Consider the following 26836-nt stretch of genomic DNA (forward strand, 5'->3'; position numbering starts at 1 on the left):
AGTGTCGTTCAGTCCTCGGTCAGGCCCTTGAGCTCGTCGAGGGCGTCGTCGAGATAGTCGATGAGCTCCCAGGGGTCAGGGATCATGGCGCGGCAGGTGACGATGCCGATGTCGAGCTTGCCGTCGTAGGACAGGACGGTCACGTTCAGCCCGCCGGTCAGGTCGCCGACGACCGAGATCGGGAAGTAGCCGAGCACCCGGGCGCCGCGCAGGTAGAGCGGGAAGTCCGGGCCGGGCACGTTGGAGACCATCAGGTTGACCGCGCGCAGGTACTCGCCCGGTCTGGCCTGCAGGGCCAGCCGCAGCAGCGGGCCGACCAGCGGGGTCGGGAGCAACTCGCTGATGCCCTCCAGCCAGCCGCCCGACGACCGGGCGAACCGGCGTTTGGCCGCCGCCAGGTCGCTGCGGATGGCCGCGAAGCGTTCGGCCGGGTCGTCCAGGTGGGTGGCGATCGGCGCCACCATCACCGACACCTGGTTGCCGCCTTCCGCCCCACCGGCCGGGCCCCTGCGCAGCGATACCGGCACGGCCGCCACCAGCGGCTGCTCGGGCAGCTCGCCGCGCTTGTCCAGCCAGCGGTGCAGCGCCGCGGCGACCAGCGCCATCACCACGTCGTTGACGCTGCCGCCCAGCGCCCGCCGTACGCGCTTGACCTCCTCCAGCGGCAGCTCGCCGAACGCCACCGCCCGGCGGGCGCTGATCGTCCCGTTGAACGGGGTGGCCGGGGCGACGGCGCGGGGCAGCGGGGCGGCGTTCTCCCGGCCCAGCGCGCCCTGGATCGCCCGGGCCACCGACTGCATCCCCGGCAGCTGCCCCACCCCGGGGATCTCGTCCAGGTAGGGGGCGGTGCGCGCCAGCATGCGGGCGCTGCGGACCGGATGGGTGGCCGCCCGCAGCAGCCCGGTCCGCAGCCGCTCGGCCATGGCGGGCGCCAGTTGCGGCTCGGTGTCGTCCGGCGGCAGCTCGCGCGGCTCCGGGGACAGGTCGAGCAGGGCGGCGAGGGTCTCGGTGGCCAGCACGCCGTCGATCGCCGCGTGGTGGACCTTGAGGTAGACCCCGGTGCGGCCGCCCTCCAAGCCCTGGATGACCACCACCTCCCACAGCGGGCGGGAACGGTCCAACGGCCGCTCGTGCAGCATCGCGACGACGTCGGCGAGCTGGGCGGCGTTGCCGGGGGCGGGCAGGCCGACCTCGAACACGTGCCGGGACGGATCGAAGTCCGGGTCGTCCTCCCAGTACGGCCGGTCGATGCCCAGCGGCACCGCGGCCAGCCGCATCCGCAGCGGACGGGTGGCCAGGTGGGCGCGCTCGCGGACCAGCTCGGCGATGTCCTCGGCGGTGAGGCGGCCGCCCGGGCAGGTGGCCGGATCGAGGATCCCCAGTCCCGCGATATGGGTGTGCATGGTGCTGGTCTCGACGTTCAGGAAGGCGGCGTCCACCGCTGTCAACTGGCGCATCGTAGATCCCCACAGTCCTCGGTGCCAGGCGCTATCTCTCTGGGCTACGTGGTACCGGACGGTAGGTCAACGGAGACGGACAGGAAGTAACTCGGGCTTAACGTACCTGTACGAATACCTAGCGTGATCGAACGTCACACGATAATCGCGTCGCCCCGGGCCGCCCCGCCCGGCCTGCCAGGGGCGGTCCGGCCGATCGGGCTGCGGGGGCATGATCGCGGCATTAGGGTTACCGGACATGACGGGACGACCGCTCTCGGAGATCGTCGACCCCGGGTGGGCGAGCGCGCTGGAACCGGTGGCCGGACGCATCGCGGCGATGGGGGACTTCCTGCGGGCCGAGGTGGCCGCCGGGCGGCGCTACCTGCCCGCCGGCGAGCACATCCTGCGGGCCTTCAAGCAGCCGTTCGCCGACGTGCGGGCGCTGATCGTGGGGCAGGACCCCTACCCCACCCCGGGGCATCCGGTCGGGCTGAGCTTCTCGGTGGCGCCGGACGTGCGCCCACAACCGGGCAGCCTGCTCAACATCTTCCGGGAGTACCGCGCCGACCTCGGCCATCCCGAGCCGAGCAGCGGTGACCTGACCCCGTGGACCGAGCAGGGCGTGCTGCTGCTGAACAGGGCGCTGACCGTGGCACCGGGCAGGCCCGCCGCGCACCGCGGCAAGGGCTGGGAGGAGGTCACCGAACAGGCGATCCGGGCGCTGGCGGCGCGCGGCGGGCCGCTGGTGGCGATCCTGTGGGGCCGTGACGCCCGCAACCTCAAGCCGCTGCTGGGCGGTGTCCCGTGCATCGAGTCGGCGCATCCCAGCCCGATGTCGGCCGACCGCGGGTTCTTCGGCTCCCGCCCGTTCAGCCGCGCCAACCAGCTCCTGGAGCGGCAGGGCGGACAGCCCATCGACTGGAAGCTTCCCTGAGCGAAAGACGGCTGTGACCGCGCGCACGTTTTGTGAGTGGTCACCGACCCCATAGGTTTCTCGTATGACGGAGATCGTGTATCCCCCGGTCATCGCGGCGGCGAAGGCCATGTTCCGAGCCCTGGACCTGCGTTGCACAGTCGAGGGAGCGCACAACATCCCGCGCACCGGAGGCGCGGTTCTCGTCAGCAACCACATCAGCTACCTGGACTTCATCTTCGCCGGGCTGGCCGCGCAGCCGGCCCGGCGGCTGGTGCGCTTCATGGCCAAGAAGGAGGTCTTCGACCACCGGATCTCCGGCCCGCTGATGCGCGGCATGAAGCACATCCCGGTGGACCGGCAGGCGGGCGCCGCCGCCTACCGGGACGCCCTCAACGCGCTCAAGGGCGGCGAGGTGCTCGGGGTGTTCGCCGAGGCGACCATCAGCCGTTCCTTCACCGTCAAGGACATCAAGGGCGGCGCGGTGCGGATGGCCGCCTCCGCCAAGGTGCCGATGATCCCGATGGCGCTGTGGGGCACCCAGCGGCTGTGGACCAAGGGCCGGCCGCGCAACCTCAGGCAGCGGCACGTACCGATCACCATCCTGGTCGGCGAGCCCATGCACCCCACCCGCGTGCGCGACTTCACCCCCGTGGTGGACGAGCTGCACACCCGCATGTCGCGGCTGGTCGAACGCGCCCAGCGCGAGTACCCGGAGCTGCCCAGGCCCGGTGAGGAGTGGTGGCAGCCGGCCTATCTGGGCGGCACCGCGCCGACCCCCGAGGAGGCGGCCGCGATGGACAAGGCCGAGGCGGAGGACCGCGCGGCCCGGTGACCCCGATGAGGCGCACGGGGCGTAATTGGCTGGACGTCCCGGCGGCGGACGCCTGATCATCGGAGGCATGTCGATGTCGCAGGAGAGGCCAAAGGAGATACTGCACCTCGTTGAGGTTCCCGCCACCGAGCCCGATCTGGCGATGTCGGTCGTTCTCAACCTGAACGACAACAACTCCCCGGCCGACGTGATGGACGTGCTGTCGCTGCGGCCGTTCGCCAACGGCGAGCAGCCCTGGTCGAGGTCGACCCGGCTGGAGCACGTCAGGGCCGACGCCCCGCTGCGCCCGGCCGACTGCCGGGTGCTGCGGACGGCCGACGAGGACGGCAAGCACTCGGTGCTGGCCGAGGGCGACGGCTGGACGCTGCTGGCCAACCGATGGGAGGGCGGCAACGCCTACGTGGCGGTGTCGGCCACCAGCCGGGAACTGGCCGAGGAGGTGCTGGCCGAGGCGGTGCGGGAGGCCACCGAGCCGCCGGTCGCCGACGAGACCCAGGTGGAGATGGGCTTCTGGCACATGGCCAGGCACGGCCCGAGCCGCCGCGAGCGGATCATCTCCGCCGACACCTGGGCGGACATCCGCGGCAACTACACCGCGCCCGTCGCCGAGGCCCTGGACCGGGTCATGACGCTGGACCGCGACCGGGTGTCCGGACGGCTCCTGCTGCTGCACGGCCCGCCCGGCACCGGCAAGACCACCGCGCTGCGGGCGCTGGCCCGCAGTTGGGCGGGCTGGTGCCAGGCCGACTGCGTGCTGGACCCGGAGGTGCTGTTCGGCGACCCCGGCTATCTGATGCAGGTGGCGGTCGGCACCGATGACGACGACGAGGCCGGGCGGCGCTGGCGGCTGCTCATCCTGGAGGACTGCGACGAGTTGATCCGCGGCGAGGCCAAGCAGTCCACCGGCCAGGGCCTGTCGCGGCTGCTCAATCTGACCGACGGGATGCTCGGCCAGGGCCGGGACGTGCTGGTGGCCATCACCACCAACGAGGACCTGGCCCGGCTGCACCCAGCGGTGATCCGGCCGGGCCGCTGCCTGGCGCAGATCGAGGTCGGGCCGCTGTCGCACGCCGAGGCGGTGCGGTGGCTGGGCGAGGACGCCGACCCGGGCGCCGTCGGGCCGGACGGGGCGACGCTGGCCGAGCTGGTGGCCCTGCGCAAGGGCGAGAGCCCGGCCACCGCCATCGACGAGAGCGCCGGCTCCGCAACCGGCTTCTACCTGTAGACCGGCTAGACCGGCAGCACGGAGCCGTTGCCGAGGCCGCCGGGTCCCTCATCGGGGCCCGGCGGCCCCGGCCGCCCACAGGCCGGTGGTGTGTCCATTCTCACGTCCGGGATCCGGCCGTTCCCCGCGGCGCCGACGATGGGAACAGGCCAATGGCGGTGATTGGACCTGTCACGGGCGGGGCGATGCCCGCAACCTGGGGGGTATGGACGACAACCTGCATCCCCAGACCCGTGCTGTGCATCCGCCCGTGATCCGGCCGGTGGACAGCACACCGCTGACGACCCCCATCTACCAGGGGCATCTGTTCTCGTTCGAGGATGCCAAGACGATGGCGGCGGCCTTCGAGGGCCCCGCCCGGACGGTCGACGGCGGGGACGGGCACAGCGCGTTCTTCTACAGCCGGCAGGGCAACCCGACGGTCCGCTCCTTCGAGAAGGCCGTCAGCGATCTGGAGGGCGGCGCCGACGCGCTGGCCACCGGGTCGGGCATGGGGGCGGTCAACACCGTGCTCATGACGCTGCTGCGGTCCGGCGACCACGTCATCGCGCAGCGCTCGCTGTACGGCGGCACCTACGTGCTGCTGCACGACCTGGCCGAGCGGTGGGGCGTCGAGTTGACCCACGTGTCCGGTGACGACCCGGACGAGGTGCGCGCCGCGCTGCGCCCCAACACCCGGCTGCTGTACCTGGAGACCATCACCAACCCCACCACGCAGGTCGTGGACCTGCCCGCGCTGGCCTCAGTGGCCCGGGAGGCGGGGGTGCTGACGGTGGTGGACAACACGTTCGCGACCCCGATGCTGTGCCGACCGCTGGAGCACGGCGTCGACATCGTGCTCCACTCGGCCACCAAGTACATCGGCGGGCACTCCGACCTGCTGGCCGGGGTGGTGGTCTGCGCCGATCCCGCCGTGCACCACCGGATCTGGTCGCACGCCACCGAGCTGGGGGGCAGCACCGATCCGACGACCGCCTCACTGGCGGTGCGGGGCCTGGCCACCCTGCCGCTGCGGGTGGCCCGGCAGTGCGAGAACGCACTGTTCCTGGCCCGGCGGCTGGCCGAGCACCCGGCGGTGGAGCGGGTGTACTACCCGGGGCTGCCGTCGCACCCGCAGCACGCGATCGCGCGGCGGCTGCTGGACGGCGGTTTCGGCGGGGTGCTGTCGATCGACCTGGTCGGCGGGCGCGAGGCCGGGCGCCGGTTCACCGAGAGCCTGCGGCTGGTGGCGATGGCCGCGTCGCTGGGCGGGACCAAGACGCTGGTGCTGCATCCGGCCAGCACCTCGCACCGGGGGCTGGACGCGCAGGCGCTGGCGGCCGCCGGGATCGGCGAGGGCACCGTCCGGCTGGCCGTTGGCATCGAGCATCCCGACGATCTCTGGAACGACCTGGAGCAGGCCCTGGCGGCGGACCACCGCGAGTGAGCCGGGCGGCCCGGTGCGCATCCCCCGTCGTGGCGACGCCGGGCCGCCGGCCCTGGTCCTGGGGCTGCGTTCCCCGCCACGCGGCCTCGACCAGGCTCAAGCATCACCCGGCACCGACAGGGAGAACATCCGGGGCATTACGGACGCTACTGAGCGGCGGGGGCCAGCAGGCGGCGGCAGACACGGCGCAGACCGTGGAGATCCCTGACCGGGGCCGGGAACTCCACGTACAGGTCGAAGCTCTCGAAGCCGTCCGCGTCGCGCAGGAGACAGCGCAGCCACAGCCCGTGGCGGTCCAGCGCCAGCGGGCGGACGACCGGCTCGCCGTCGATGGGGCCGAACCGTTCCTGGAACAGCCAGGCCAGTTCGGCCCGGTGGCAGCGGTCCAGATGGGTCAGCATGCCGTGCTCGATGACCACGAAGGGGTCTGGGAGGGCCGCCCGGTACTCCTCCGGCTCCACCACCGCGTGCCCCCAAGCATCGGAGACCTCGACCTCGGCGACCTCCAGCGCGAGCACCGTCCACGCCCCGCCACGGGCGTCGCGGATCTCCAGCGCCTCGGGGCGGGAGTGCAGATGCCACAGCCGCAGCGCGGCGTCCTCGGCCTCCTCCCGGTCGTCCAGGGCGGTGAGCCGGCCGTGCAGCCAGGCCCGCCCGCGCAGCCGGTCGGCCAGCGGGACCGGGGCGACGTCGCAGATCCGCAGGGTGGCGGGCAGGTCGGGCTCGTCTCGCAGGGCCGCCGCGACCGGTGAGGCGGCCGGCACCAGCAGCAGCGGACGTCCGGCCGGGCCGGTGACATGGGCCGCCACGGGCGCCGGTGGGCCGACGGCCGTGTCCTGCTCCTGCCCGGCCGGTACGATCACGCCGCCCGCGATCCCGTACGCCAGCGTGCGTGCCCGTTCTGCCGCGGTCGCTCGTCTCACCGGATCTCCCTCGAACGCAAGTTAAGTTAGGCTCACCTAAGTAAGGCTTACCTTAGTCGCGTGAGGAGGGTCATGAACAGCACCCGACCCGAGATCAAGCTCTCCCGGCGCCCGGCATCCCGCTGACCCCAGAGCGTCGAGTACTCCGAGAACGGCCGTACCCGCCCGGCGTACACGGCCACGGGCGTAAGAAGGAGTCCGGCGATTAAGGTACGGCCGCGCGAGAAGCAGCGGCTGCGCGCCCGGCACGACCCGCGCGAGGCCCGGCTCGCCCACGCCTTCGCCAAGACGGCGGGGCCGAGTGACGGGTGCGGCCGCCGGGCGATGTGCGCTTCCCGACGGCCGCCTTGCAGTGCCCTGTGCCTCTACTGAGAGACCACGACTGGCGCGGCATGATCCTCGTGCCCGCCCTGTCCGGCATCACACCTGATGGTCGGCGCATATCCCGAATAGGGGGCACAAGTTCACATTGTGTTGAAGGAGTTGACAGGGCTCCCGGAACGGAGAGCCTCGCTCCACGGCCTTACCGCCGGGCGGGGCGTACCTCGGGAGGCGGTCAGTCCTTGGGCTTGGCGGACTTCTCGGGGGTCTTGGGGGTCTGCTGGCCGTTCAGGTCGGGAACGGCGCCGGCGTTGTCGTCGGACTCGCGGCCGGCGGGCTTCTGCTGGCTGATCTTCCACGTGCCGTCCTGGCGGACCAGGCTCAGGCTCAGGTAGTTGCGGGTGACGTCCTGGGTGCCGGTCGGGCTCTTCACACTGATGTCGAAGACCAGGACGGCGCTGGCGAACCTGCCGTCGGCACTGGCCACGTAGACCTGGCTGGTCTTGGAGACCAGGGTGAACTCGCCCTCGTCCATGCTCTTCTGCAACTGGGCGACGTTGGTCTGCTTGGACTTGGTGAGGGCGTCGCCGGTCAGGTACGACTGTGCGCGCGCCACCGAGCCCTGCAAGTCGGTGCGGTCGTAGCTGAGCACCACGTTGCCGTAGTCGGTGACCATCTTGGTCACCTCACGCCGGGCGTCCTCCTTCTGCGCCAGCGTTCGCCAGGACTTCCACAGCAGAAGGGTGCTCGTGGCCAGCCCAGCGACGAGCACCACCGCGACGACCTTGAGGATGAGAGAACCGTCGCGCAGGGGCACCGGGGCGGAAGCGGCCTTCACCCGCCTCGGCTTGGGCTTCGCCTTGGCCGGCTTGGGCTTCGCCTTGGCCGGTTTGGGCTCGGCCGCTTCGGCCTCGGCCTCCTCCTCTGCCGTCTCCTGGATCTCCCCCGCCGCCTCCTCGGTCTCGGCCTCGGCCTCCGCCGGTCCGGGCTCGGGCGCAGCCTTGGCCGAAGCCGCCTCGGCCGACACCCTCTTGGCCGGCCCTCCCTTGCCCGGGGCCGGCGGGTCGGGCTCCTCCTGGTCGAGCGCCTCCAGCACATCGCTCAGGTCGTCGTCGTCCTCGCCGTCGTCGATGACCTCGATGACCCGTACCCGGCGGACCTTCTTGCGCGCCGGACGGGACTCGGCGCGGGGAGCCTCGGACTCTTCCACGGCGGCCTCGGCGACCTCGGTGGTCTCGGCGTCCTCGGTGACGTCCTTACCGGTCTTGGCTGTCACTTCAAGCACTCCTTGGGGGTGGTCACTTGCGTCGGCGCAGGCGGGACAGCACGGGGACCGAACCTGCCATGACCTTGATCAGCACCAGCAGCGCGATGAGCGGCGGAACGTACACCAGCCACATCGGCGGGCCGCCGGCGCTGTCCGGCGTGGAGTCCGCCGCAGTGCGGGCCCGTTCGGGAGCCCGCTGCGGGGTCGCGTCATGCGGCGGCAGCGTGTCGCCCGGATCCTTGCCGGGGAAGCTCTTCTGCTTGCTCTTGCCGGGCTCCCGGCCGTCCGCGCAGGTGGGGATCGCGGCGACCGACGGCTGCGGCAGCGGCTTCTTGTACTCCAGCGTCGCCTGCTTCTTGACGGTGAGCATGAAGACGATGTTGAGGACCTTCTTGCCCTGGTCCTCGCCGATGATGTTGGTGAGCACGTGCACCATCGGCCCGGCCAGGGTGAGAGTGGACCGCAGGTCCTCGTAGACGCCCGGGTTGTGCTCGCTGAGGTCCAGACCGCCGAGCGCGCCCAGCATGCACTCCACGTCCGGGCCGCTGTCGGCCAGCAGCCCGTTCACGGTCTCCAGCAGTTCGGGACCGCGGTCGCGCAACTCGGCCAGCTCGGTGCGCACCCCGCGCAGCCCGGCGGTGAGCGCGGCCAGGTTGTCGACTCCCGCGCCCAACTGCCCGCGGTTGGCGGCCAGCACATCGGCGATCCGGCCCAGGTCGCTGGTCAGCCCGTCGATCAGCTCGGTGTCCCGGGCGAACGTGGTGGTCAGCTGGTCGGTGCCGGTGATGATCTGGCGCAGCGAGTTCTCCCGTCCGGCCCAGCCCACCGCCATCTCGTGCAGCAGGGTCCCGGCCGAGTCGGGGTCGATCGCCTCCAGGGTCTTGTTGACCGCGCCGAACAGGTCCCCGTACTTGGGCGGGATCGAGGTGTCGGCGACCGGGATCATCGCCGAGCCGTCGGTGGGCATCCGGGGCCCGTCGGCCTGGCCGGGCTTGGGGGTCAGCTCCACCACCGGCTCGCCGACCGCCGACTTGCGGGCCGCCGCCGCGGTCACCCCGCGGGGGATCCGCACCCCCCGGTCGATGTCCAGCCGCACCACCACTCGGTCCGGGCGCAGCCGGACGGAGTCGATCTTGCCGATCCGGGTGCCCAGGTAGTCCACCTCGAAGTTGGGATGCAGCCCGGGCGAGGACTCGAACTCGGCGGTGATCCGGTAGGGCCGGTCGATGAAGTCGAACCGCACGACGCTGCTGAAGGCCCAGACCACCAGGAGCGCGCCCAGGGCCGCGAAGACCGCGACGTTGATCAGGATCCGGCTGTTCATCGGGGCCGCTCCAGGATGTCGTCGAGGTTCGGCATGGCGTCCCGGACCTTGCCGGGGACCGGATCGCTCGCCTGGTTCCGCCTGCCGCCCAAGGTGGTGGGGCTGCCGTCGGTCGGCCTGGGCAGGATCGTCCCGTCGTCCAGGACGAACCGCAGCAGCGGATACAGCAGCAGCTGGCCGTCGTAGGTGGCGCGGGGCAGCTCGCGGGTGAACACCTCGATCCCGTCCACCAGGTTGCCGAGCCGCTGACGGTCGCCGGCCAGCATCTCCAGCACCGGATCGACCTGCTGGATCAGCCTCTTCAGCGTCAGCACCCGGCCTTCGAGCACCCTGTCGCCCAGCAGCCGGGCCGTCCGCGTCAGCTTCTCGACGGTGGCCAGGATCTCCTCGGCGTTCTGGTTCAGCATCCGGGTGGTGCGCTCCAGCTCGGCGGGCGCCCTGCCGAGGTCGGCCGATCCCCGGGCCAGCGAACGGCCGAGCCGGGCGAACTCGTCGACCGCCGTGGTCAGCTGCGCCCGCTGGCCGGCGAACATCTCCAGCAGCTCGGCGGACTTGGCGACCGCGGCGTTGAGCTTGGGCCCGTTGCCGCCCAGCGCACTCGCCCCGGCGTTGACGATCTTGGACAGGTCGTCCCCGGCCAGCGCGTTCACCAGCGGCCCGGCCCGCCCGACCACCTGCTCGAAGGATGGCTGGGTGCTGGTCTTGGCGATCCGGTCCCCGCTGCGCAGGAACGGGCCGGTGGACATGTTCTGGCCGGGCGGCAGCCGCAGATCCACGAAGTTCTCGCCCAGCAGCGAGGTCACCTTGATCTCCGCCGAGGTGCCCTGCGGGATCCGGTACTCGTCGCGGATGGACATGGTGACCTCGGCCTTGTAGCCCGCCACCAGCCTGACGCCGGTGACCGAGCCCACCTTCACGTCCGACATCTGCACGCTGTGCCCGGTGACCAGTTGCTGGGTGTCGTCGAACGTGGCGACCAGGGTGAGGTCCCCCTTGGGCGCCCCCAGCGTGCGCACCGAGCAGCCGGAGGCCAGCACGCCGGCCACCAGCCCGAGAGCGAGCGTCCGCCTCATCAGTTGCCTCCCTGCTGCCAGGGGCAGTTGGAGTTGGGCTCGGGCAACGGGCAGGGCACGTCGTCGGTGCCCATCAGGCCGGTCAGCCAGGTGCGCAGGAACACGTCCGTGGCGAAGCGGAGGTTCAGCGCCTTGGCCTTCGGGTTGTAACCGCCGATCAGGGCGTTGCTCACCTCGGGCAGCGCGTCGAGCAGTTGCGCCACCCGCTTGCTCTGGCCCTGCAGCGACAGTGCGAACCGGGTGAGCACCGCCAGGTCGTAGGGCAGCTGTCCCTTGTACTTCTTCAGCAGCTTGTCGCCCTGCTCGGTCAGCTCCAGCACCCCGCGTACCAGGTCCTGCAGTTCGCCGCGCTCGGCCGCCAGCACCCGGGTGGCCTCGCCGAAGTCACTGATCATCTGGCCGAGCACCTGCTCGCGGCCGCGCACCACCCCGGCCAGTCGGTCCAGGTTGCGCGCCACCTCCAACAGTTCCTCGTCCTGCCCGGCGATGTTCTCCACCAGCCGGCCGGCCTGCTCCAGCGTGGCGTTGAACGACTGCCCGTTGCCCTTGAACGACTCGGCCGCGCCCCCGAGGGCCTTGTTGACCTGGGTGGGGTCCAGGGCGTTGCTCAGCTTGGTGAACGAGTCGAGCGCGTCGTCCACCTCGACCGGCACGCTGGTGCGTTGCATCGGGATCTGGTCGCCGGTCTCCTTGGGCAGGCCGGGCTTCCACGGCGGGTGCAGCACCAGGTTGCGCTCGCCGACCAGGTTCAGCGGCACGATGGAGGCGTGCACCCCGGCCGGCAGCGGGATGTCGGAACGCAGGTGGAAGCGGACCCTGATGCGGTCGCCCAGATTCTCCACGCTGTCGACCGATCCGACGTCCGTGCCCATGATCTTGACCTTGGAGCCGGGATAGAACGAGCGGGCCTTGGCGAACTCCACCGTCATCTCCCGCCGGCCGCCGTCGCCGCCGAGCAGCGAGCATCCGCCCAGGGAGACGGCCATCGCCGCCGTCGTGGCCAGGACGAGCAACCGTCTCATCAGTTGCCTCCCCCCTTGGGTGTGGAGATCGGGCCCGGCGGCTGGATCGGGCCGAGGCCGGTCATCAGGCCCTCGACCCAGTTGCCGTTGCCCTTGACGTGGGAGACCTGGGTGAAGGTGGGGCCCAGCAACGCGAAGCTGGTGTTGAGCGCGTCCATGTTCGGGGCGATCCGGGTGGTCAGCAGGTGCAGGTTGTCCAGCAGGGTGTTCAGCTCACGCTGGTGGCTGGCGACCACGTTGGACAGCGTGCGCACCGTGCGGCCGCCCTCGCCGATGGTGGCGGCCAGTTCCCGGCGCCGCTCGACCAGCATGCGCAGCAGCGTCCGGCTCTGCGTGATGATCTCCTTGAGCTGGGTGTCCTTGGCGGCCAGCGTGCCGGTGATGTCCCGGCTGGCCCCGATCAGCCTCTCGATCTGCGGATAGGACTCGTTCAGCGCGGCCGACAGCCGACGGAAGTTCTCCAGCATCTCGCGCAGCTTGGCGGCGCTGGGCGACTCGATCTTGGCGACCGAGTCCAGCAACTGGTCGATGGCCTTCTCGTCGAGCCGGCGGGTGAGGTCGGTGGCGCCCTCCACCGCGTCGGTCACGGTGTACGGGACGGTGGTGCGCCCCAGCGGGATCCGCCGTTTGCTCTCCGGCACGTCGTCGGCGTACGGGCCGTCGGCGGGGACCGGTCCGGACAGCTTCAGGTAGCGGCCGCCGAGCAGGGTGGTGGTCTGCACGTCGGCACGGGTGTCCAGGCCCAGCTCGACGCCCGCGTTCACCCGCCAGGTGATGATGACCTGGCCCCGTCCGAAGTCCGGCTCGACCTTCAGCACCCGGCCGGCCTTGACCCCGGCCACCCGGACGTCGTCGCCGTCCTTGAGCCCGCCGGTGTCGGTGAACACCCCGCTCATCTCGTAGCCGCGTTCCAGCAGGTGCAACTGGCCGACCGCGAACGCGAACACACAGGCGGCGCCGATCACGGTCACCGAGACCAGGGCGACCACCCGGTGGTTGACGTCGCGCAGCGACTTGAGCGCCATCAGCGGCCTCCCGTCCCCGCGGAGGTGAGCATCTGCCTGAGCTTGGCCAGCTCCTGCTGGGAGGGTTTCTGGCCGCTGCCGGGGAACCTCATGGGGAACGGACAGGGTCCCTGCACGATGTTCAGGCACAGGGCGTTGCTGCGCAGGAAGTGGCCGCCGTTGGTGGCGGCGAACAGCTGCCGCAGGGCCAGCGGGAGCTGCTGGACCATCTTCTCCAGGTTGTCGATCTTCCAGCGGGCGGTCTGGGTGAAGGAGGTGAGGTTCCCGATGATCCGCGACAGCTGTTCCTCGTTGCCGCCCAGCACCTCGTTGAGCGCGGAGGTCACGTTCGACACCTCCACCACCGCGCCCTCCAGCAGTTGCCGGTTGCCCGCGAACACCTCGGTCAGCCGTTCGAGATTGTCGATGCTCGCGGCGATCTGCCGGTCCCGGGTGCGCACCGCCTCGGCCACCGTCCGGTAGTTGTCGATCATCTGCTGGACGGTCTGGGCCCGCCGGCCGAACGCGGCCAGCAGCAGGTCCACGTTCTGGATCATCGTGTTGATGTTGTCCTCGTTGCCGTCCAGCGTCTGCGCGAAGCCCTGCAGCAGCTTGTTGAGCATGTCCGGGTCCAGGCTGCCGGTCAGCGGCCCGAGCGCGTTGACGATCTCACCGAGGTCCACCACCGACTGGGTGTGCGGCACCCGGCCGCCGTCGGCCAGCATCCGGCCGCTGGTGCCGGGCTTGAGGTAGACCACCCGCTGGCCCATCGTGTTGCGCCACTGCACCGCGGCGGTGGAGTCGTCGGGCACGCGGACCTCGCGGTCCACCTCCATCACCACCACGGCCTTGCCCTGCCGGATCTCGATCTCATTGACCCGGCCCACCGGAACCCCGGAGATCTTGACCTGGTCGCCGGTGAGCAGCCCGGTCACGTCGTCGAACGTGGCGGTCAGCGCGTAGCGGTCGTTGAAGCCGGTGGCCAGGATCTGCTGGCCGATGAAGACGGTCAGCGCGGTGGTCAGCGCGGCGAACACGGTGAACGACAGCAGCGAGCGGCTGCTGGGTCCCCGTCCCTTCCTGCCGAACCGGCTCATCGCCCACCTCCGGTGAGCTTCAGGTAGGAGCCGGCCATCGAGGGGTCGGCCCGGCAGACATCGATGATGATCTTGCAGACGTCCAGCGGGAGGAAGTCGACGGCCTGGGCGAGCAACGAGTTCTCCGGACCCTTGATCCGGATGATGTCCGACAGCAGCGTGAAGAAGCCGGTCAGCCCCGTGACCAGGGTGGGGATGTCGTCCCGCTCCTGGTACAGCACCTGCACGGCGCGGCCTCCACCGTCGATGATCTCGGCGATGTCGCCGCCGTGCCGCTGCAGCGTGCCCGACACCTGGTCCGACAGCCGCCCGGCCTGGTCCAGCAGTTCGGCGACCTTGTCGGGCCGGTCGTTGAGGGCCGGGGACAGGGCGTTGAAGTCGCGGGCCAGGCCGGTGATGGTGTCGCCGCGGCCGCCGAGGGTGCCCGACAGCGCGGCGATGTCGTCGATCAGCCGCTGGATCTCCGCCCGCCGGTCGTAGGCGACGTCCAACAGCTTGGTGCCGTTGTCGATGCTGCGGCGCAGCGCGGGGCCCTGCCCGTTCAGGCCCTGCGAGAAAGTGTGCAGCAGGGTGGCGATGTCCTGCGGGTCCAGCGCCCCGGTCAGCCGGTAGGCGGGCCAGGCGACGTCGGACAACTCCTCGGGGTCCTTGGTACGGGTGATCGTGCCGCCCTCCGGCAGGTAGGGCCCCTGAACGTCGCCCCCGCCCATGTCGATGGTCAGGTCCTTGGGACCGAACACCGAAACCGGCTCGATGGCGGCCAGCGCATCGCGGGTGATCCGCAGGTCCTCGTCGATGCGGATGCGGACCTTGACCCGGCCACCCGGCTCCAGGCTGACCGAGTCGATACCGCCGACGGTGATGCCGCGCACCTTCACGTCCGACCGGTGGTCCAGGCCCTGTCCGGCCCGGCCGAACGAGGCGGTGTAGTAGGTCGCGCCCGAGTGGTCGGGCTGGCTGCCCACCAGGGCGACCGCCGCACCGCTCACCAGGACCGCGGTGCCGATCGCGCCGTACAGCAGACGCGACCGCAGGGACAGGTTCTCTTCGCTCATCCGGTCAACCTCACGGTGCTGCCGTGGCCCCAGAAGATGTAGGACAGAAGCAGGTTGATCACGATGATCGCGACGCTGGACTCCCGGATCGCCCGGCCCGCCGCGACGCCCACCCCCACCGGGCCGCCGGCCGCGTAGTAGCCGCGGTAGCAGTGGATGAACATGATCACGAAGGCGAACACCGCCACCTTGATCGCGCTGTAGAGCACGTCGATCGGTGGCAGGTACAGGTTGAAGTAGTAGTCGTAGATCCCCGGCGACAGCCCGAAGTACTGGACGGTGATGAACCGGGTGGCGAAGAAGCTGGCGAACAGCGACAGCAGGTAGAGCGGGACCAGGGCGATGACCCCCGCCGCGACCCGGGTGCACACCAGGAACGTCAGCGAGTTGATGCCCATCACTTCCATGGCGTCGATCTCCTCGGAGATCCGCATGGCCCCGATCTCGGCGGTGAAGGCCGAGCCGACCTGGGCGATCAGCGCCACCCCGGCGATGATCGGGGTGCCCTCGCGGACGTTGGCGAAGCTGGCCATCACGCCGCTGAAGGCCTCGGCGCCGATCCGTTCCAGCGACGGGTAGCCCTGCATACCGACCATGGCGCCGGTGGCCAGCGACATGGTGGTGATCACGAAGATCATGCCGCCGCCGATCACCAGCGCGCCGGCGCCGACGGTGATGTCGCTGATCTGGCGCAGCAGCATCTTGCCGTACTTGCGCCGCAGCACCAGGTCGAACAGCACGTGATAGAGCACCCGGCCGAGGAAGACGGGCATGTCGGCGGCGGCGCCCAGGCCGGCGGCGCGCTCGCGCAGCGCGCGGCCGAACCGGCGCACCGGGGAGAGCACGGGAGAGGTGGCGACCATTCAGAACCTCGGGGGGACGAGGACCTGGTACAGCATGGTGATCACGTAGTTCGCGGAGAAGACCAGGATCGAGGTCATCACCACCGCCTTGTTGACCGCACGGCCCACGCCGACCGGTCCGTAGTCGCAGTTCATGCCTGCGTAGCAGGCCACTGCGGCGGCGATGAAACCGAAGACCCACGCCTTGAACAAAGTGATCATCAGGTCCGAGATCTGCAGCAGCGAGGTGGCGCCGTCGAAGTAGGCGCCCGGGCTGACGCCCTGCTGGATGACGTTGAAGTAGAAGCCGCCGGCGGTGCCCGACAGGATCACCACCGAGCACAGCAGCAGTGCCACCGTGCTGGCCGCCCACAGTCGCGGGGTGACCAGCCGGTGCACTGGGTTGATGCCCATCACCTCCATGGCTGCCAGTTCGTCGCGGATGTGCCGGGCGCCCATGTCGGAGGTGATGGCCGAGCCGCCGGCGCCGGAGATCAGCAGCGCCGAGGCCAGCGGGGCGACCTGGGTGATCATGTTGGCCACCACCAACGCGCCGGTGCCGGACTGCGCGCCGAGCTGGCGGGCGATGTCGCCGGCCTGCAGCGAGATGGTGGCGCCCAGCGGGATGGCGATGAGGAGCACGGGGACGCTGGTGACGCGGGCGATGAACCAGCACTGCTCGATGAACTCGCCCCACCAGGTGCGGATGTCCCAGGTGCGGCGCAGCCCCTCCAGCAGGGTCACGAACAGCAGGCCGGTCTCGTCGGCCGCTCGGCCCGCGCGCCGCAGCGCGTGGCCGGGTGCCTTCTGCAGGCTCAGGGCCATCTCAGCCGGCGCCCTTGCCGTGGGGGGCGGGGTCAAGGGTCATACCAGCCTCCTTTTGTTCTCGGACGTCGGCGCCCATCCGAAACACCGGCCGGCGGCCGCCCTGGCGGGACGGCTCCTGCGGTGGAACCAACCGAGGTCGGATCACGACAGGGACGGAGATCACACCTGTCACTCCGGGCCCTGACTGTGATCTGGAGCACTCTATTGGAGGAATGTCTAAAAAGCGAGTACTTACGTCCACGACTTCCGGCGGCTAGGATCTGCCGGTGCGAACGCCTGCGGAAAGACGTGCCGAACCCGCCGACCCGCTCACCGTGGTACACACCCGGTGGGCCGAGGAGGGCATGGCCGGCGGGCCCTGGCCGTTCCTGGCCATGTGCTCGCTCAGTCGGCTGCACCAGATCCTGGCCCGCGCCCTGGAGGACCGGCTGAAGTCCCTGGAGCTCAGCCGGACCGGCTATTTCGTGCTGACCACCCTGGCGCTGATGAACGGCGGGCGGGCCCTGCTGAGCACCCTCGGCCGGCTGATGATGATCCACCCCACCACCGTCAAGCTCACCGTCGACCAACTGGAACGGGCGGGCCTGGTGACCCGCCAGCGACACCCCCACGACCGCCGGGCCACCGTGGTGCGGATCACCGAACTGGGGGCGGAGCGGGCACGGGCGGCCAACGCGGCGCTGGAGAACGCCGACGAGGGGCCGCTGGGCGGGCTGGCCGGGCGGCATGAGGAGCTGTTCGACGCGCTCCGGGACCTCCGACTGGCGACGGGCGACACCGAGTTCTGACGCCAAGCCCACATAGCGCTACGCAGAGTGACGTTTCGCCGTTCCGAACCGACCATGTATCACCATGCGTATCGTTAGGCGGCGAGCAGTTCACCGGTCAAGGCAGGGCAATCCACCTCCATGCGGCACAGGCGGGGCGAAACGCCCGAACCAGCACGGCGGTCCCGGCGGCGGGTACCCCACCGACCGGCGCCGCATCCCGCACAGCCCACGCGTCCCTCACAGCCCTCACGTCCCTCGCAGCACTCACGTCCCTCGCAGCACCCGCGTCCCTCGCAGCCACCGCGACCACCGGCACGGCGGTCCTCCCGGCGGCGCGCGCCCGGCGCCCGGCGCAGGCTGGTGTGGCGCGTCCTCACCAGCAACGTCACCATCACGCTGGCGGCGGTCGCCGCGCTGACGGCGGTCGTGCTCAACATCGGCTCGTTCGACTTCGCCAAGGCCGAGCCACCGGCGCTGGCGGCCGACCTGTCCACCAACGACATGCTGCGGCTGCTGAAGACCTCCGACATGGACGCGGTCGCGGCGGACGCCGTCGCCCAGGCCAAGCGCCGCGCCCACGAACGGCAGCTCGAAGAGGAGCGCAAGGCCAGGGAACGCGCCGAGTGGCTCGCCGAGAACCGCGACAAGATCGAGGCGTCCAGGACCGCCGAGGCACTGCGCACCATCAACCCCAGCGCCGCGCAGAACAAGGCGTACGGCAAGCAGATGAACGCGCTCAAGGGCTGGTCGAGGTGCTGGCCGTCGCTGGAGACTCTCTGGGAGCACGAGAGCAGCTGGAACGAGCGGGCCGAGAACCCCTCCAGCGGCGCCTACGGCATCCCGCAGGCGCTGCCCGCCACCAAGCTCTCCTCGGCCGGCTCGGACTGGCGCACCAGCTCCCCCACCCAGATCGCCTGGGGCCTCGGCTACATCAAGGCCCGCTACGGCGACCCCTGCAAGGCATGGGGCTTCTGGCAGGCCAACCACTGGTACTGAACGTGGAACGATGAAGGCCATGGGCATCAACGGCCATGGCGAGGGGGGCGGTGGACGGCAGTGGGCGCGGGCTGACGCCACCCGTCAGGCACTGCTCCAGGCGGCCCAGGAGGTCTTCGCCGACCGTGGCTACAGCGACGCAGGGATCGCCGAGATCGTCGAACGGTCCGGGATCAGCGTCGGCAGCCTCTACCACCACTACGGCGGCAAGGCGGGCCTGTACCTGGCGCTGTGGGAGGACTACACCCGCGCGCAGGAGGAGGGCGCCACCCAGGCGGTCTCGGCCGCCCGCAAGAGCGGCGAGCGGGACCCGATAGCGCTCTTCATCGCCGGGGCCCGCGCCTACCTACGGGTGTGCTGGGAGCAGCGGGACGTGGCGCGGCTGTTCCACGAGGGCGAGGGCCCCTCGGGTTTCTCGCTGATGCGCCGCGGCCGGGCCCGCCAGTGGATCGCGCAGAACACCAAGCTGCTGCGCGGCCTGAACGGCGGCCCGGACGGCGCGGGCGGCCGCCGCCGGGAGGTGCTCAGCCTGGTGCTCACCAACGTGATCGGCGAAGCGGGCCGCGAGATCGCCGGCGCCGAGAGCGAGCAGGCCGCCGACGAGATCATCGAGGAGGTCTGCCGGATCCTGATCCGGCTGGCCGACTGACCGGCCGCCAACCCACTGACCGGCCGGCCGGCCCGCGGGCGGCCCCGGCTCCGCCGGACGCACCGGCCGCCGATACCGTGATCATGGAGACGACGGGGAGAGCGGGCCGGGCGGCGGGGGCGGGCGATGGCGAGGGTTCCGTACCACTGGCGCGTGCTGTCGGTGGTCACCCTGGGCTCGCTGATGACCGGGGTGAACGCCAGCACGCTGAACGTGGCGCTGCCGGTGGTGGTGCGGCACTTCGAGGCCGGGGCGCTGGCCGCGCACTGGGTGCTGCTGTCGTTCATGCTGACCAACACCGTCCTGCTGGTGCTGTGCGGACGACTGGCGGACGTGTTCGGGCGGCGCGAGACCTACATGCTCGGCTACGGGGTCTTCACCGTCGCGAGCCTGCTGCTGGGCCTGGCGCCGGGCGTCGGGGCGCTGATCGCGCTGCGGATGGTGCAGGCCGCCGGGTTCGCCATGATCCTGGCCAACGCGACCGCCATCATCACCCACTCCTTCCCGCCGCACCTGCTCAGCCAGGGCATCGGCCTGTACATCTCCACCATCTCGGTCTCCCAGGTGCTCGGCCCGTCGGTGGGCGGGTTCCTGGCGGACGCGGCGGGCTGGCGGTGGGTGTTCTGGTTCAACGTCCCGTTCGGGATCGCCGCGATCTGCTGGGGCGCGGTGACGCTGCGGAAGGTGCCGCGCGGCGACCGCGAGCCGGTGGACGTGCGCGGCGCCCTGCTGTTGCTGTGCTGGCTGGGCGGGCTGCTGCTGGCCCTGTCGGAGGCGGGCGCGCTGGGCTGGGGCAGCCCGCTGGTGCTGGCCGGAGTGCTGGCGTTCGCGCTGGGGCTGCCGCTGTTCTGGTGGGCGCAGCGGCGCACCGCCCATCCGCTGATCGACCTGGGCCTGTTCGCGGACCCGGGGTTCAGCCTGGCCAACGCTGCCGCCTTCCTGCACACCCTGGCCCGGTTCGGGATCGTGCTGGTGGCCGCGCTGTTCTTCCAGGGGGTCCGGGGGGTCGACGCGGCCACCGCCGGGCTGGCGGTGCTGCCGGTGCCGATCGCGATGATGGTGGCCTCGCCGCTGGCCGGGACGCTGGCCCGGTGGGTGGGGCCGCGGACGGTGGCGGTGGCCGGGCCCGCGATGACGGCCGCCGGACTGGCGACGCTGCTGCTCACCCTGGACGCCGGCACCCCGTACCCGGTGGTGGCCGCCGGGCTGGCGCTGATGGGCGCCGGGTCCGGGGTGTTCCTGACCGGAAACACCACCGCGATCATGGCCCGGGTGCCACGCGACCGGCTCGGCGTGGTGAACGGGATGCGGCTGACCCTGCAGAACGTGGGCAACACCCTGGGGGTGGCGATGGCCCTCAGCCTGATCGCCAGTGCGGTGGACCGGGCCGACCGCCCGGCGCTGTTCACCGGGGCGGCTCCTGAGGGCACCGTGGCCGGATACCAGCGGGCGATGGCGGTGATGCTGGTGATGGCGCTGCTGAGCATGGCCGCGGCGGTGGCCGGACTGGTCGCCACGCGCCGTGCCCCTTCCTGAGCCGGACGGCGACGGACTCCTCCCCCATGGTCATGGTGAACCGCTAGCCTAACCGTCGGGTCACAACGTACTGACGGAAAGTGGACTGCCGATGCCTACCTCCACGTGGTTCCGGCTGAACGTCGCCAAGCGCGAGCGGGTGCTCGAAGTGGCGATGCGGGAATTCGGGGAGCACGGCTACTCGACCGGCAGTCTGAACACCATCGCCCGCGAGGCCGGCATCGCCAAGGGCTCCCTCTTCCAGTACTTCACCGACAAGCTGGAGTTCTTCGCCTACGTCTGCGACGAGACGTCCCGGCGGGTCCGCGAGGACATGGAGCACCGGATCGCCGGGATCGACCTGGACCAGCCCTTCGACGGCTGGCTGTTCGACGTGTTCTGCGAGTGGACCGAGTACATGGCCGACCATCCGCTGGAGCGGGGGGTCACCGCGGCCACCAACTTCGAGCTCGACAACAACGTGCGGGCGGTGGTCCGCGACACCGCCAACCAGCACTACCTCCAGGTCATCCACCCGGTGCTGACGCTGTGGCAGGAGCGCGGTGACATCCGCCCGGACGCCGACCTGCAGATCCTGGCGACGCTGATGCTGATGACGCTGCCGTTCCTGGCGCTGTCCCCCTACTACGACGGCCTGGACCCGGTGCTGGACCTGCGCGGCCGGACGCCGGAGGCCCAGCGCCCGGTGATCCGCCAGATCATCGCCGGCATCAAGCCGCTGTTCGCCCCGCCGGAGAAGTAGCGGTCCCGGGGGACGGGTCAGCCGATCACGTAGTCGGCGGGCCTGGCCCTGCGGCTGGACAGCCAGTACTCGAAGGTGAACCCCGGCCACAGGGTGCGGTTGACGCCGTTGGCGTCCAGGTACCAGCTGGTGCAGCCGCCCTCGTTCCAGACCGCCCGGCGCAGCCGCCGGTGCATCCGGTCGTTGAACCGCCGGACCGCCTCCGGCCGGGGCTCGATGGTGTCGGCCCGCTGCTCGGCCAGCAGTCGCAGGCAGCTGAGGATGTGCTGGATCTGCACCTCGATCATGAAGACGACCGAGTTGTGGCCCAGTCCGGTGTTGGGGCCCAGCAGCATGAAGAAGTTGGGGAAGCCGGGCAGGGTGACGCCGTGGTGGGCCTCGGCGCCCTCCGCCCACAGTTCCTGGAGCTTGACGCCGCCGCGGCCGACGATCTGCTGCTCGGCGAGGGCGTCGACGACCTTGAAGCCGGTGCCGTAGATGATGCAGTCGACCTCCAGCTCCCGGCCGTCGCCGGTGACGATCGAGTGCTCGCGCACCTCGGCGACGCCCTCGGTGATCAGGTCGACGTTCGGCCGGGTGAGCGCCGGATAGTAGTCGTTGGACAGCAGCACCCGCTTGCAGCCGATGGTGTAGTCGGGGGTGACCTTGCGGCGCAGTTCGGGGTCGGCGATCTGCCGCCGGATGTGCCGGCGGGCGAGCTTGTCCATCGGTCCCGACAGCCGGGGGTCGACGGTGAACCCGACGGCGCGCGCCTCAAGCGCCCAGTAGATGCCGTAACGCAGCGTCCGCGCGGCGCCGGGGACGGTCTTGAGGAACGCCCGGACCCCCGTGCCGAACTCCTTGTCGGGCTTGGGCTGGATCCACGGCGCGGTGCGCTGGAAGACGTGCAGTTGCGCGGCCTGCTCGGCGACCTTGGGGACGAACTGGATCGCCGAGGCGCCGGTGCCGATCACCGCCACCCGCTTGCCGGTCAGGTCGTAGGTGTGGTCCCACTCGGCGGAGTGGAAGGTCGTGCCCTTGAAGGTGTCGAGCCCCGGCAGGTCCGGATAGGACGGGATGTGCAGGGCGCCGATGCCGGAGACGACCGCCTTCGGGCGGTAGCGGGTCCCGTCGGCCAGCGTCACCTCCCAGCGCTGCGCCGCGTCGTCGTACTCCATCCGCTCGACCTTGCTGTTGTAGCGGATGTAGCGCTTGACGCCGTACTTGTCGGCGGTGCGGTGCAGGTACTCCTGGATCTCCCGCTGCGGGGCGAACATCCGCGTCCAGCCGGGGTTCAGCTCGAACGAGAAGGAGTACATGTGCGAGGGGACGTCGCAGGCGCATCCGGGGTAGGTGTTCTCCCGCCAGGTGCCGCCGAGGTCGCCGCTCTTCTCCAGCACGAGGAAGTCGTGGAAGCCGGACCTGATCAGTTGGATCGCCATGCCCAGGCCGCCGAACCCGGTGCCGATGATGACGATGGCGGGACGTGTGCTCATGATCCCTCACTTCACCAGTAACCTACTCTGAGTAAGTTACCACCAGTAGATTACTGGCGGTAGGTCCAATAGGTAGGGTTTGCCTGTGAGCGGTGCCACACCCAAGACACGACGGCGGATGTCGCGCGCCGACCGCGAGCGCCAGATGCTCGACATGGCCGAGGAGGTCTTCGCCGAGCGCGGCTACCGCGCCGCCTCCATGGAGGAGATCGCCGAGCGCTGCGGCGTGTCCAAGCCGATGCTGTACGAGTACTTCGGCTCCAAGGACGGGCTGCTGACCGCGGCGATCGACCGGTCCAAGGCCGAGTTGTACGAGGCGACCCGGGCCGCGATGGACCGGGCGACCACCCCGCAGGACGTGGTCTGGCGCGGCATGCTCGCCTACTTCGAGTTCATGGACGCGCACAGCAGGTCGTTCGCAATGCTGCTGCAGGAGCCGCTGGTCGCCACGCCCGCCACCGGGGAGGCCATCGAGCAGACCCGGCGGCAGCAGAGCGGGCTGATCGCGCCGATCATCGCCGCGCTGGCGCCGGAGATGCCGCGCCCCGCGGTGGAGGCCTACACCGAGATCATCATCGGCGCCTGCGAGCGGCTGGCGGTGTGGCGGCTACGCCATCCGGAGGTGACCGCCCACGACGCCGCCCGGTACATGACCGACTTCACCTGGAACGCCATGCGGCACCATCTCCAGGCCCCGGTTTCCGGTCCCGCACCCGCCCCGGACGTGCCAGGATCGGAGGGCTCTCCGGACGATCTGACCGGTCCCCCCCATCGGAGGTCGTGATGCCCGTAGCCCCGTTCGACGGCGCGCTGGCCGTCGTCACCGGCGCCGGTGGCGGCTTCGGCCGGGCCACCGCGCTGGCCCTGGCCGAGCGCGGCGCCACCGTGATCGCCGCCGACATCGACGGCGCGTCCGCCGAGCGCACCGCCGCGCTGGCCGGGACGCTGGGCCCCACCGCCACCGCCTACCAGGTGGACGTGTCGGACGCGGCGGCGATGGAGAAGTTCGCCGCCGATGTACGCGGGGGCCACCGGGTGCCCGACATCGTCGTCAACAACGCCGGGATCGCGATCAGCGGCCCGTTCCTGGACACCGGCGTGGCCGACTGGGAGCGGATCCTCGGGGTCAACCTGTGGGGCGTCATCCACGGCTCCCGGCTGTTCGGGGCGCAGATGCTCGAACGCTCCCGGGCGCTGCCCACCAGGCCCGACCCGCCCAACAAGGGCGGCCACATCGTCAACATCGCTTCGGCCGCCGCGTACTCGCCCAGCCGCCAACTGCCGGCGTACTGCACCACCAAGGCGGCGGTGCTGATGCTCAGCGAGTGCCTGCGTGCCGAGCTGGCCGGCGCCCGGATCGGGGTCACCGCGGTCTGCCCTGGCTTCTCCGAGACCGGAATCCTCCGCAACACCACGTTCGTCGGCATGGACGAGCGGCGCGCCGAACGGCTGCGCGAGCTGGTCCAACGCGGCATGCGGCTGCGTCGCTACCCGCCGGAGAAGGTCGCCGAGCGCATCGTGGAGGCCATCGTCAAGAACAAGGCGGTGGTCCCGGTCACCTTCGAGGGCCACCTGCTGCGCGGTCTGTCCCGCCTGTCCCCCGGCGCGATGCGCCTGCTGGCCCGGGTGCCCGCACCCGGGGTCAGGTGAGCAGCGGGCCCGCGCTCTCCTCACGGATCCGGGCGTCCGGCTGGTCGATGAGGGCCAGGCAGGCGGCGTAGCCGGGGCCGGGGGTGAGGGTGCGCAGGGTGAGCCGGCCGGCCAGGCCGGGACGGTCCTCCCAGGCCAGCAGGCGGGGCGGCTCGTCGGGCGCGGACATCCGCAGGTCGGTCAGCGGGACGCGCAGGCCGTCTCCGGTGGCCTTCAGCACCGCCTCCTTGCGGGTCCAGTACTCCAGCAGGCCCCGGCGGCGGGCGGCCGGACCCAGATCACGCAGGTCGGCGGCCTCGTCCGGGCCCAGCAACTGACCGGCGACGCCCTCGGTCAGCCGGCCCGCGTCCTCCTCCACGTCCACGCCGACCGGGCCGCCGGTGAGCGCGACCACCACCCGTTCGCCCGAGTGCGACACCGACAGGTGCGGCCCGCCGTCGATCACCGGCCGGCCGTGCGGGGCGCCGCAGCCCGCGCAGGTACGGTCCAGCGGCACCCGCTCGGGCGCGACGCCGAGCAGCGCCCCGGCCGCCAGCCGGGTCACGGCCACCCCCACGGTGAACCGGTCCCGGTCGGCCGGCCGCACGTAACGTTCACGGCGGGCCCGTTCGACCTCGTCCAGCAGTTCCACATGCCGGGACCGCACATCCGCGGGCGTCGCCCACCAAACCTGACACTCCAGCACGGGGCCAACGTACACGCGTGCGACCGGGAAGGCCCTTGACTGCGCGTCCGGCAGCCGTGACGTTGAAATCCGGGCGCCGGCAGGCCGGCGCGGACAACACCCACGGCGGAGGATCGCTGGCATGGCGACAGGCGTGCGTTTCGGTGACCGGAAGCGGACCTACGACGAGCTGCACGCGCGGGCGACGCGCATCGCCGCCGGGCTGGACGCGCTCGGCGTAGGGCCCGGTGACCGGGTCGCCCTCGTGCTCCGCAACGAGCCGGCCTTCCTGGAGGCCACCGAGGCGGCGCAACTGCTGGGGGCGCTGCCCGTCCCGGTCAACTGGCACTGGCGGGGCGGCGAGCTGGACCATCTGCTCACCGACAGCGGCGCCCGGGCGGTGTTCGCGCACACCGACCTGGTGCCGAGGGTGGAACAGTCGCTGCCGGCCGGTGTCCCGCTGGTCGAGGTGCGGGTGCCGGGCGAGCTGACCGCCGCCTACGGGCTGCCCCCCAACGGGGTGACCCGCCGCCATCCGACGCTGGAGGAGCTGATCGAGGGCAACGAGCCGTGGCGGGAGGCGGCGGGACAGGCCCCGGCGAGCGTCATCTACACCTCCGGCACCACCGGCAAGCCCAAGGGGATCCGGCGCGGGACCACCACCCCGGAGGCCGGGCTCCGGATGGCCCTGGGGATCCTGGAGGTCTTCGGGCTGGATCCCGGGATGCGCACGCTGATCCCGGCGCCGCTGTACCACACCGCCCCGAACACCCACGCGCTGCTGGCCGCCCGGGCGGGCATCGACCTGACGATCATGCCGAAGTTCGACCCCGAGGACCTGCTACGCACCGTCGAGCGCAACCGGATCGAGCACATCCAGATGGTGCCGACCATGTTCGTGCGGCTGCTGCGGCTGCCCGAGAAGGTGCGTACCAGGTACGACCTGTCCTCGCTCAAGGCCGTGGTGCACGCCGCCGCGCCGTGCCCGGTGGACGTCAAGCAGGCCATGATCGACTGGTGGGGGCCGATCCTGCGCGAGTACTACGGCGGCTCGGAGACCGGCATCGTCACCGCCTGCGACTCGGCCGAGTGGCTGGCCCATCCCGGCACCGTGGGCCGCGCGATGTGGGACTGCGACGTGCGAATCCTGGACTCCGAGGGCAGGCGGCTGCCTCCCGGCGAGCCCGGCGAGGTCTATCTGCGGCCGCCGTCGTTCTGGACCGACTTCACCTACCTCGGTGACGACGCCAAGCGGCGCGGCATCGAACGCGACGGCTATCTGACGGTCGGCGACGTGGGATACCTGACCGAGGACGGCTACCTGTTCCTGTGCGACCGGGCCGGCGACATGGTGATCTCCGGCGGGGTCAACGTCTACCCGGCCGAGATCGAGGCGTGCCTGCTGGGCCTGGACGGGGTCGAGGACGTGGCGGTGTTCGGCGTTCCCGACGACGAGATGGGCGAGGCGCTGGCCGCGCACGTGGCGGCCGACCCGGCGGCCGGGCTGACCGCCGACACGGTCCGTGACCACGTCCGGGCGGAACTGGCCGGCTACAAGGTGCCCAAGGTGGTGGTCTTCGAGCGGTCGCTGCCCCGGGAGGACTCCGGCAAGCTGTTCAAGCGCAGGCTGCGCGAGCCGTACTGGGCGGGCACCGGACGGCGCATCTGACCCCCGGTCCCGCGCGGCGACCGGTTCCGCCGAGAAAGCTTGACCGATATGCGGGTTGACACCATTCCGGGCGGTGCCCCGATGCCGGTTC

The 26836-nt window shown here is 71.1% G+C and carries 25 protein-coding genes; 12 read left to right on the top strand and 13 right to left on the bottom strand.

Annotated features, from left to right (window positions below; all coding sequences use genetic code 11):
- Window positions 1–8: 8 nt before the first annotated feature.
- Window positions 9–1457 (bottom strand): WS/DGAT/MGAT family O-acyltransferase, encoded by a 1449-nt coding sequence (locus C4U03_RS06015; protein WP_103936628.1) that lies wholly within the window; start codon window positions 1455–1457, stop codon window positions 9–11.
- A 238-nt stretch (window positions 1458–1695) separates the two neighbouring features.
- On the opposite strand from C4U03_RS06015, the gene C4U03_RS06020 reads away from it, so the two are divergent.
- The 4 genes from C4U03_RS06020 (at window position 1696) to C4U03_RS06035 (ending at window position 5838) form a co-directional block, all read left to right on the top strand.
- On the top strand, window positions 1696–2373 hold the full coding sequence (locus tag C4U03_RS06020; RefSeq protein WP_103936629.1) for a uracil-DNA glycosylase: 678 nt from the start codon (window positions 1696–1698) through the stop codon (window positions 2371–2373).
- Between the two features lie 64 nt (window positions 2374–2437).
- Window positions 2438–3187, top strand: a complete 750-nt coding sequence (locus C4U03_RS06025; RefSeq protein WP_103936630.1) for a lysophospholipid acyltransferase family protein — start codon at window positions 2438–2440, stop codon at window positions 3185–3187.
- A 67-nt stretch (window positions 3188–3254) separates the two neighbouring features.
- The gene (locus C4U03_RS06030; protein WP_327372385.1) at window positions 3255–4412 is read left to right on the top strand and encodes a DUF5925 domain-containing protein; all 1158 of its coding nucleotides are present in this window, start codon (window positions 3255–3257) and stop codon (window positions 4410–4412) included.
- Window positions 4413–4617: 205 nt separating this feature from the next.
- Window positions 4618–5838 (top strand): trans-sulfuration enzyme family protein, encoded by a 1221-nt coding sequence (locus C4U03_RS06035; protein ID WP_103936631.1) that lies wholly within the window; start codon window positions 4618–4620, stop codon window positions 5836–5838.
- A gap of 146 nt (window positions 5839–5984) precedes the next feature.
- Here C4U03_RS06035 and C4U03_RS06040 read toward each other — a convergent pair whose 3' ends face one another.
- The 10 genes from C4U03_RS06040 to C4U03_RS06085 all read right to left on the bottom strand — a co-directional run bounded on the left by C4U03_RS06040 (window position 5985) and on the right by C4U03_RS06085 (window position 16591).
- Window positions 5985–6761: a hypothetical protein gene (locus C4U03_RS06040; RefSeq protein ID WP_103936632.1), complete on the bottom strand. Its 777-nt coding sequence runs from the start codon at window positions 6759–6761 to the stop codon at window positions 5985–5987.
- 556 nt (window positions 6762–7317) lie between these two features.
- A complete protein-coding gene (locus tag C4U03_RS06045) occupies window positions 7318–8358 on the bottom strand; it encodes a hypothetical protein (RefSeq protein ID WP_103936633.1) in 1041 nt (346 codons plus the stop codon).
- Window positions 8359–8380: 22 nt separating this feature from the next.
- Window positions 8381–9673 (bottom strand): MCE family protein, encoded by a 1293-nt coding sequence (locus C4U03_RS06050; RefSeq protein ID WP_103936634.1) that lies wholly within the window; start codon window positions 9671–9673, stop codon window positions 8381–8383.
- Window positions 9670–10746 carry an MlaD family protein gene (locus C4U03_RS06055; RefSeq protein ID WP_103936635.1) on the bottom strand — a complete coding sequence of 359 codons (1077 nt, stop codon included), beginning with the start codon at window positions 10744–10746 and terminating at the stop codon, window positions 9670–9672. The genes C4U03_RS06050 and C4U03_RS06055 overlap by 4 nt, the downstream gene beginning before the upstream one ends.
- Window positions 10746–11768 carry an MCE family protein gene (locus C4U03_RS06060; RefSeq protein ID WP_103936636.1) on the bottom strand — a complete coding sequence of 341 codons (1023 nt, stop codon included), beginning with the start codon at window positions 11766–11768 and terminating at the stop codon, window positions 10746–10748. The genes C4U03_RS06055 and C4U03_RS06060 overlap by 1 nt, the downstream gene beginning before the upstream one ends.
- Window positions 11768–12793: an MlaD family protein gene (locus tag C4U03_RS06065; protein WP_103936637.1), complete on the bottom strand. Its 1026-nt coding sequence runs from the start codon at window positions 12791–12793 to the stop codon at window positions 11768–11770. Before C4U03_RS06065 ends, C4U03_RS06060 begins: the two co-directional genes overlap by 1 nt.
- Window positions 12793–13869, bottom strand: coding sequence for an MCE family protein (locus tag C4U03_RS06070; RefSeq protein WP_103936638.1), 1077 nt, complete (start codon window positions 13867–13869; stop codon window positions 12793–12795). Before C4U03_RS06070 ends, C4U03_RS06065 begins: the two co-directional genes overlap by 1 nt.
- Window positions 13866–14924, bottom strand: a complete 1059-nt coding sequence (locus C4U03_RS06075) for an MCE family protein (protein WP_103936639.1) — start codon at window positions 14922–14924, stop codon at window positions 13866–13868. The genes C4U03_RS06070 and C4U03_RS06075 overlap by 4 nt, the downstream gene beginning before the upstream one ends.
- Window positions 14921–15787, bottom strand: coding sequence for an MlaE family ABC transporter permease (locus tag C4U03_RS06080; protein WP_103936640.1), 867 nt, complete (start codon window positions 15785–15787; stop codon window positions 14921–14923). The genes C4U03_RS06075 and C4U03_RS06080 overlap by 4 nt, the downstream gene beginning before the upstream one ends.
- Window positions 15788–16591 (bottom strand): MlaE family ABC transporter permease, encoded by an 804-nt coding sequence (locus tag C4U03_RS06085; protein ID WP_103936641.1) that lies wholly within the window; start codon window positions 16589–16591, stop codon window positions 15788–15790. It abuts the gene before it with no gap.
- A gap of 269 nt (window positions 16592–16860) precedes the next feature.
- On the opposite strand from C4U03_RS06085, the gene C4U03_RS06090 reads away from it, so the two are divergent.
- The 5 genes from C4U03_RS06090 to C4U03_RS06110 all read left to right on the top strand — a co-directional run bounded on the left by C4U03_RS06090 (window position 16861) and on the right by C4U03_RS06110 (window position 21287).
- Window positions 16861–17382, top strand: a complete 522-nt coding sequence (locus C4U03_RS06090; protein ID WP_235017666.1) for a MarR family winged helix-turn-helix transcriptional regulator — start codon at window positions 16861–16863, stop codon at window positions 17380–17382.
- A gap of 342 nt (window positions 17383–17724) precedes the next feature.
- A complete protein-coding gene (locus C4U03_RS06095) occupies window positions 17725–18360 on the top strand; it encodes an aggregation-promoting factor C-terminal-like domain-containing protein (RefSeq protein WP_103936643.1) in 636 nt (211 codons plus the stop codon).
- A 10-nt stretch (window positions 18361–18370) separates the two neighbouring features.
- Complete coding sequence (locus C4U03_RS06100; protein WP_235017667.1) at window positions 18371–19009, top strand: TetR/AcrR family transcriptional regulator; 639 nt, start codon at window positions 18371–18373, stop codon at window positions 19007–19009.
- Window positions 19010–19135: 126 nt separating this feature from the next.
- Entirely contained in the window at window positions 19136–20545 is a 1410-nt protein-coding gene (locus C4U03_RS06105) for an MFS transporter (protein WP_103936645.1), read from the top strand.
- A gap of 91 nt (window positions 20546–20636) precedes the next feature.
- On the top strand, window positions 20637–21287 hold the full coding sequence (locus C4U03_RS06110; protein WP_103936646.1) for a TetR/AcrR family transcriptional regulator: 651 nt from the start codon (window positions 20637–20639) through the stop codon (window positions 21285–21287).
- Window positions 21288–21304: 17 nt separating this feature from the next.
- Here C4U03_RS06110 and C4U03_RS06115 read toward each other — a convergent pair whose 3' ends face one another.
- Window positions 21305–22762 carry a flavin-containing monooxygenase gene (locus C4U03_RS06115; protein ID WP_103936647.1) on the bottom strand — a complete coding sequence of 486 codons (1458 nt, stop codon included), beginning with the start codon at window positions 22760–22762 and terminating at the stop codon, window positions 21305–21307.
- 85 nt (window positions 22763–22847) lie between these two features.
- On the opposite strand from C4U03_RS06115, the gene C4U03_RS06120 reads away from it, so the two are divergent.
- Entirely contained in the window at window positions 22848–23546 is a 699-nt protein-coding gene (locus tag C4U03_RS06120; protein WP_235017668.1) for a TetR/AcrR family transcriptional regulator, read from the top strand.
- Window positions 23546–24412: an SDR family NAD(P)-dependent oxidoreductase gene (locus tag C4U03_RS06125; RefSeq protein WP_103936649.1), complete on the top strand. Its 867-nt coding sequence runs from the start codon at window positions 23546–23548 to the stop codon at window positions 24410–24412. The genes C4U03_RS06120 and C4U03_RS06125 overlap by 1 nt, the downstream gene beginning before the upstream one ends.
- Here the strand turns inward: C4U03_RS06125 and C4U03_RS06130 are convergent.
- A complete protein-coding gene (locus tag C4U03_RS06130) occupies window positions 24405–25097 on the bottom strand; it encodes a 4'-phosphopantetheinyl transferase family protein (RefSeq protein WP_235017669.1) in 693 nt (230 codons plus the stop codon). The genes C4U03_RS06125 and C4U03_RS06130 overlap by 8 nt on opposite strands.
- A gap of 121 nt (window positions 25098–25218) precedes the next feature.
- Between C4U03_RS06130 and C4U03_RS06135 the strand changes: the two genes are divergently transcribed.
- Complete coding sequence (locus C4U03_RS06135; protein WP_103936651.1) at window positions 25219–26745, top strand: AMP-binding protein; 1527 nt, start codon at window positions 25219–25221, stop codon at window positions 26743–26745.
- The last annotated feature ends 91 nt before the right edge of the window (window positions 26746–26836 follow it).

Source organism: Thermomonospora echinospora (genome assembly GCF_900108175.1).
Taxonomy (GTDB): Bacteria; Actinomycetota; Actinomycetes; order Streptosporangiales; family Streptosporangiaceae; genus Thermomonospora; species Thermomonospora echinospora.